Annotated in this window: 6 protein-coding genes and 1 other RNA gene; 2 read left to right on the top strand and 5 right to left on the bottom strand. The window is 44.9% G+C overall.

Annotated elements, in window-relative coordinates; genetic code table 11:
- Positions 1–56: 56 nt before the first annotated feature.
- Positions 57–1,670 (bottom strand): ribonuclease Y, encoded by a 1,614-nt coding sequence (locus tag ACHBHN_RS07710; protein ID WP_105111222.1) that lies wholly within the window; start codon positions 1,668–1,670, stop codon positions 57–59.
- A 131-nt stretch (positions 1,671–1,801) separates the two neighbouring features.
- Between ACHBHN_RS07710 and ACHBHN_RS07715 the strand changes: the two genes are divergently transcribed.
- Complete coding sequence (locus ACHBHN_RS07715) at positions 1,802–2,284, top strand: S-ribosylhomocysteine lyase (protein WP_105111221.1); 483 nt, start codon at positions 1,802–1,804, stop codon at positions 2,282–2,284.
- A gap of 10 nt (positions 2,285–2,294) precedes the next feature.
- Complete coding sequence (locus ACHBHN_RS07720) at positions 2,295–2,564, top strand: hypothetical protein (RefSeq protein ID WP_125265384.1); 270 nt, start codon at positions 2,295–2,297, stop codon at positions 2,562–2,564.
- 38 nt (positions 2,565–2,602) lie between these two features.
- Here ACHBHN_RS07720 and ACHBHN_RS07725 read toward each other — a convergent pair whose 3' ends face one another.
- The 4 genes from ACHBHN_RS07725 to gpsB form a co-directional block, all read right to left on the bottom strand.
- On the bottom strand, positions 2,603–4,027 hold the full coding sequence (locus ACHBHN_RS07725; RefSeq protein ID WP_105111219.1) for a cell division site-positioning protein MapZ family protein: 1,425 nt from the start codon (positions 4,025–4,027) through the stop codon (positions 2,603–2,605).
- Between the two features lie 17 nt (positions 4,028–4,044).
- Positions 4,045–5,193, bottom strand: coding sequence for a class I SAM-dependent RNA methyltransferase (locus tag ACHBHN_RS07730; protein ID WP_105123444.1), 1,149 nt, complete (start codon positions 5,191–5,193; stop codon positions 4,045–4,047).
- Between the two features lie 51 nt (positions 5,194–5,244).
- Positions 5,245–5,622, bottom strand: an RNA gene (gene rnpB, locus ACHBHN_RS07735) — RNase P RNA component class B.
- A gap of 16 nt (positions 5,623–5,638) precedes the next feature.
- The gene (gene gpsB, locus ACHBHN_RS07740) at positions 5,639–5,968 is read right to left on the bottom strand and encodes a cell division regulator GpsB (protein ID WP_172022718.1); all 330 of its coding nucleotides are present in this window, start codon (positions 5,966–5,968) and stop codon (positions 5,639–5,641) included.
- Positions 5,969–6,156: the final 188 nt, after the last annotated feature.

A 6,156-nucleotide genomic window follows, 5' to 3' on the forward strand; every position in this document is an offset into this window, starting at 1 on the left:
AACCAGATTTTTCCGGCTCTTGAAGAACAACAAAAAGAGCCGAAGCTCCTTCTGTCTTATTTTGCAATGTCAGTTGCTCGTGTTTCACGGATGACCGTAATCTTGATATTTCCTGGATAATCCAGATTATTTTCAATTTTCTCACGGACATCATGAGCCAGAATCGTAATCTTATCATCACTGATTCTATTTGGATGAACGATAATCCGAATCTCACGACCTGCCTGGATAGCATAAGCCTGCTTGATGCCGTCAAAGCTATTAGCAATTTCTTCCAGGTCTTGGAGACGCTTGATATAGGCCTCCATCGATTCACGACGTGAACCTGGACGAGCTGCACTCAAGGCATCCGCTGCTGCAACAATCACAGCAATAGTGCTAGTTGCTTCCACATCACCGTGGTGGCTGGCAACCGTATTGACAACCACTGGATTTTCCTTGTATTTCTTGGTCAATTCTGTACCAATCTCAACGTGGCTACCGTCCACCTCGCGGTCAATCGCCTTACCGACGTCATGCAAGAATCCAGCACGGCGGGCCAAATTAACATTCTCACCCAACTCTGCAGCCAAAATACCTGACAACTTGGCCACCTCAATCGAGTGACGGAGCACATTCTGACCGTAGGAGGTACGGAAATGCAGACGTCCCATAATCTTAATCAAGTCAGGATGCAGGTTAGGAGCGCCTACTTCATAGGCAGCCGCTTCACCATATTCACGGATGCGGTTATCCATCTCAACACGGTATTTCTCCACCAACTCCTCGATACGAGCCGGGTGGATACGACCGTCCTGAAGCAGGGTCTCCATGGTCATCCGCGCGATCTCCCGGCGAATCGGGTCAAAACCGGAAAGGACAACTACCTCAGGCGTATCATCAATGATAACGTCAATCCCTGTCAAGCTTTCAAAGGTACGGATGTTGCGACCTTCGCGACCGATAATTCGGCCCTTCATGGCATCATCCGGCAGATGAACCGAGGTAATAGTTTGTTCCGCAACATATTCACCCGAAATTCGCTGCATGGCCTGCGCTAGAAGGTCTTTGGCCATCTTATCAGACCGCTCTTTGACCTCTCGCTCAGCCTCCTTGATACGGGTTGCAATCTCGTGGGTCAATTTATCACGAGTCGCTGCAAGAATCTGCTCTTTGGCTTCTTCCTGGCTCAGCGAAGCAACACGTTCCAACTCAAGAGCTTTCTGCTCTTCTAATTTCGCGACTTCTTGCTCACGCTCATCAATATGTTTAGTTTTATCTGTCAGGCTTTGTTCTTTTTGCTCCAAAGCCTTCTCTTTGTTTGTTAAATTATCATCTTTACGATCTAAGCTACTAGCACGTTCAGTCAATCGTGACTCAATTTGCTTTAATTCTTGTCGTTCTGACTTAAATTCATTTGCTACTTCTTCTCGATATTTACGAGCCTCTTCCTTGGCCTCCAAGAGTAATTCTTTTTTCAAGGTTTGGCGATCACGCTCAGCTGTTTTTAAAATAGCTTCAGCTTGATCTTCCGCACGACCACGAACATTACTTGCTTCTTGTTCAGCATTCAAAAGTGTCAATTCTGCAGTTTCTTTTGCAGCTTTCATCTTCAAAGAAATGGCAAAGTAACCAATTACTAAACCAATGAGAGCAGAAATCAAGGTCACTACAAGTGTAATGATATCCATCTTCCTACCTCTTTCAATTTTATTTTGCATTACACAAAATCTGAATCTATTTTACCACAATTTAAACGATTTCACAATTGCAAATTGACAAATATGGTATAATGTTTTCATCAACCCAAATGGAGGAAATTATGACCAAAGAAGTTATTGTAGAAAGTTTTGAACTGGACCACACTATCGTCAAAGCCCCGTATATCCGCTTGATTTCTGAGGAGATTGGACCAAAGGGTGATGTCATCACCAACTTTGATATTCGCCTCATCCAACCCAATGAAAACGCCATGGATACAGCGGGGTTGCACACCATTGAACACCTGCTGGCTAAGCTGATTCGCCAACGGATTGACGGACTCATCGACTGCTCACCTTTCGGTTGCCGAACCGGTTTTCACATGATTATGTGGGGCAAGCAAGATTCTGTCCAAATCGCTGAAGTCATTAAATCTAGTTTGGAAGAAATCGCAGACGGCATTAGCTGGGAAGATGTTCCTGGGACAACCATCGAGTCTTGTGGTAACTACAAGGACCACAGCCTCCATTCTGCCAAAGAATGGGCCAAACTAATCCTTTCTCAGGGCATTTCGATAGATGCCTTTGAACGAAAACCCATTTAAGGAGCTTGGTATGAAGAAAATCCTTCTTGTTGCTCTGGCACTGGCTAGCCTGATGATGCTGTCAGCTTGCGGTAACAAGACAGTTTTTGACACCAACTACACCTTCAATTACGCCCAGGTCAAACTTCCCGATGGAAGCGTCAAGACTGGTAAGGTCAAAGAGTGGACTGATTACAGCGATGGCGACCAATTGCAAATTCGCTTTGAAGACGGAACGACCTATCTCGTCCATTCCAGCCAGGCAGTTTTGTCTGTAGATGAAATTGAAACCACACCATAACATCAAAAAAAGCGGTCTCCCGCTTTTTTCTTATGTTCCTAATAATCTAAGGCATCCGCATTTCCACGCGCATTTCCGACAAAGTAACCGGTCTTAGCATTGATAGAAAAGAGATAGGTGCCATCTGGTTTAAACATATTGTAGTAGCCATTACCATTGATGATATTGACCTTCTCCAAGATATACTGATTACCTGTGATATAGCCACGTTTTTGAGATGTTTCGACAATTTTTTCCAAAATACCTGGGTTAAAGGTCCAAGCAGGATTGTTAACGTCATCAATCATGGCTTGGTTATAAGGCACGCGGCTCAAGTGACGTTGCAAGGTCACACCAGGAGGAACTGGAATCCCGAATTGGGATGCTGCATTTTGCACTTCGGCAGGACTTGTTGACGCGCTGGCAAGCGCTGATGCTGCACTTGATTCTGCAGGAGCTGGTGCTGGGGTTCCAGCCTGGGCAGCTGGCGCTGCTTGTTCAGCCGGTGCGACCGCTCCAGCAACAGCCTGTTGGTTTTCCTCTTGTGATCGAGCAAAGTTTACAGCTGAAGTGATCGTCGCATCAACACCGCTGATTCCAGTCGCAACCGCTTCTAGAGTTGCTCCAGCCTTAACAGTCGCCGTGGTATCCAATTCGCCATCAACAAGAATCGGCTTATCAAATTGTTCATTGATGCCGTTGACAGCTGCGATAGCTTTTTCTAATTTATCATAGTTGGCCTTGGCTTCCTTATAAGCATCACTGTCTGGATCAATCTTGTCCAAGAGTGCCTTTAATTCCTCTAATTTACCAAATTCTGAATTCTTCAATTTAGACAAGCTCGAATCCGTAAAGAAGCTCTCGTACAGCTTGGTAAAGTCTGTAAACTCGGATGGAGTTGAGCTTGATGAGGTTGTACTAGAAGACTGTTTGGTCGAACTTGATGACGAAGTGCTAGAAGCTGTCTGACCTGCATTATTTTGGTTCATCCAGAAAAAGAGGGAAGCTAAAATAGCAATCAATGCCGCCAAGAGGGTTCCAAAAATCCAGAATCCTTTTTTCTTGGGCTTTTCTTCGGATCCATCTGTCAAATCAAAATAAGCGACTTCTTCTGCAGGAGTTTTTAGAGGCTCAACAACAGGGCTTGACTCAACTGGCTTCGGTTCTTCTTGTGAATGTGCTGCCACAGCTGCAGCTGCCGTTTCCAACTCATCCGAAGTCAAGCTAGCTGATTCAACCACCGGAATAACAGTCGAATCCTTGATGACAGGGATTGTTCTTGTCTCAAATTTTTGAGATTCAATCTCATCTCGGTGTTGCTTGATGTAGCGGTCTAAAAGGCCATCCGTATCGGTAATGCCAGCCTCAATTTCCTGCTGTTTTTGTGCTGCCTGACCGATGGTCATATCTTTTGCTGCTTCAAAGTCCAGAATCTGCTCGTCCTTAACTGGCTCTGCTTGTGCCTTCTCATGTTTCTTTGACATATCTACCTCACTTTATTTTATGAACGTTTTACTCGTTGACCAAAGAATTGATACAAGTCAACCTTCAGCGTACCATTGTATAATTTCCGTTTTTTATCTGCTTGTTTTCCAAACCGCTGCTCAAATTGCTCGTCGCTGGTCAAGATAAATTTAGACCATGTTTTCAAAGGCTCAAAGGTTTGCCCCATTTCTTGGTAGAGCTTGATAATGGCCTCATCATCCAACAAACGCTCACCGTAAGGTGGGTTTGAAATAATAACACCATTTATCTTGTCTGTATGCAAGTCCTGCAGGCGCATTTGCTTAAAGACAATATCTTGGTCTACTTCGGCCGCAAAGGCATTTTTCTTGGCCATTTCAACCATACGGGCATCGATGTCTGAACCGGCAATGTCCAAGACTAGGTCAGATTTAACCGCTGCCTGCGCATTTTTGCGAGCTTGTGCAACCAGCTCCTCATCAACCCAAGGCCATTCTTCAAAGGCAAAACTGCGTTTGAGCCCCGGAGCCATATTCTTAGCCAACATGGCCGCCTCAATACAGAAAGTGCCCGAACCACAAGTCGGATCAATCAAAGGCTTGTCTGGGTACCAGTTAGACAGCTGTAAAATGGCTGCCGCCATATTTTCCTTAATGGGCGCGCCACCTTTTTCAACGCGGTAGCCACGTTTGAAGAGGCTGGAACCCGTCGTGTCAATCAATACCGTGGCCACATCTTTCAGGATGGAGACTTCAATCTTAAACTCTGCCCCAACTTCCTGCAAGGGAACGCCTTCTGGACGCGAAAAATGCTTTTGCAACTTTTTCACGACAGCCTTTTTAGAAATGGCCTGTACACTCGGCTCATTGTGGAGCTTGGATTTGACACATTTGGCTTTTGAAATAGGAAATTTACTGCCCAAGGGTAGATAGTTTTCCCAGTCCAAGGCAAAGACCCCCTGGAAGAGTTCCTCAAAGGTGCGTGCGGGAAAACTCCCCACGATAATTTTAATCCGGTCTGCCGAACGCAACCAAAGGTTGGTTTCAATGATAGATTTGACATCACCTTGGAAACGCACGCGCCCATTTTCAACCTGACAGTCGTAGCCCAGTTCTCGAATTTCACGACCAACGACCGCCTCTAAACCAGCCGCCGCTGTCGCAATCAATTCAAATTGTTTTTTCATCTTTTTCCTCTATAATAAAAGCTAGCAAAGCTAGCCACCTATTATGCAATTTTCTATAAGCCATGTTTTGTTCCAGTGGTACTAGGTCCTACCACCTTCGATAATCATCTGTCTACCGCTTACGCAGTCAGGATTTCTGTTCTACTCTGGGAGTACCGTTCCATCCATCCCATGCCCCGACCAAAGTTTGGGTTGCTAGCTTGAGGGGTTTACCGCGTTCCATTTTTTACGTTTCCATAAAAACTTCGTCACTGTGGCACTTTCAGGCCTACTCTGGCATATCCAAGGACGTAGCCATTTTAACCGCCGTAACGTCAAAGACGTCCCTAGGCTTATTGGTTCGCCTAGCACAAACACTACCAGCATTGCAGCTGGTGCTAGCATGGACTTTCCTCATGGTAGATTACTACCACGCGATTATCCGAAAATTACACATGTCTATCTACTACTCTTGGGCAATCTGTTTACCAAAGACTTCTTTCTCCAGACGATTGATGCGACGGAGAATATCAAAGTTTGTGGCTGAACTCATCCGCTCTGCACGGAAAGCTTCTGGCTCCTCTGCAACAGGGGCTGGTTGACGAGAAGTATTTGCCAGCTGGGCTTTAAGCCTAGCGATCTCGCCCTTCAATTCCTTTACAATGGCTTCATAGGCATCGTAATCCTTCATGATTTCATCAAGAAAATCATTGACCTCGTCTTGATCATAACCACGAAAACCAATCTTAAAATCCTGCTCAAAGATATCCTTTGTCGTCAACTTAATACTCGCCATCTGTCTCATCCTTTTCTTTAAACATCACTACTTCTATTATATTAAAAAAAATAAGGAAAAATCAAGCCAAATCACTCAGAATTAGAAAAATTTTCCGCTACTTCATTTAAACGAAAGTTCTATAATGAAGTTAGCCACCCCAACCTAGCCAAAAAACAGCTGTTTCAACTGGTTCAGCTGTCTGTTCT

This window comes from Streptococcus sp. A22 (assembly GCF_043674215.1).
Lineage (GTDB): Bacteria > Bacillota > Bacilli > Lactobacillales > Streptococcaceae > Streptococcus > Streptococcus suis_V.

Excerpts from the sequence above, each read along its gene's own strand:
- ACHBHN_RS07710 (WP_105111222.1), bottom strand. The coding sequence starts at position 1,670 with ATGGATATCATTACACTTGTAGTGACCTTGATTTCTGCTCTCATTGGT.
- gpsB (WP_172022718.1), bottom strand. The coding sequence starts at position 5,968 with ATGGCGAGTATTAAGTTGACGACAAAGGATATCTTTGAGCAGGATTTT.
- ACHBHN_RS07730 (WP_105123444.1), bottom strand. The coding sequence starts at position 5,193 with ATGAAAAAACAATTTGAATTGATTGCGACAGCGGCGGCTGGTTTAGAG.
- ACHBHN_RS07715 (WP_105111221.1), top strand. The coding sequence starts at position 1,802 with ATGACCAAAGAAGTTATTGTAGAAAGTTTTGAACTGGACCACACTATC.
- ACHBHN_RS07720 (WP_125265384.1), top strand. The coding sequence starts at position 2,295 with ATGAAGAAAATCCTTCTTGTTGCTCTGGCACTGGCTAGCCTGATGATG.
- ACHBHN_RS07725 (WP_105111219.1), bottom strand. The coding sequence starts at position 4,027 with ATGTCAAAGAAACATGAGAAGGCACAAGCAGAGCCAGTTAAGGACGAG.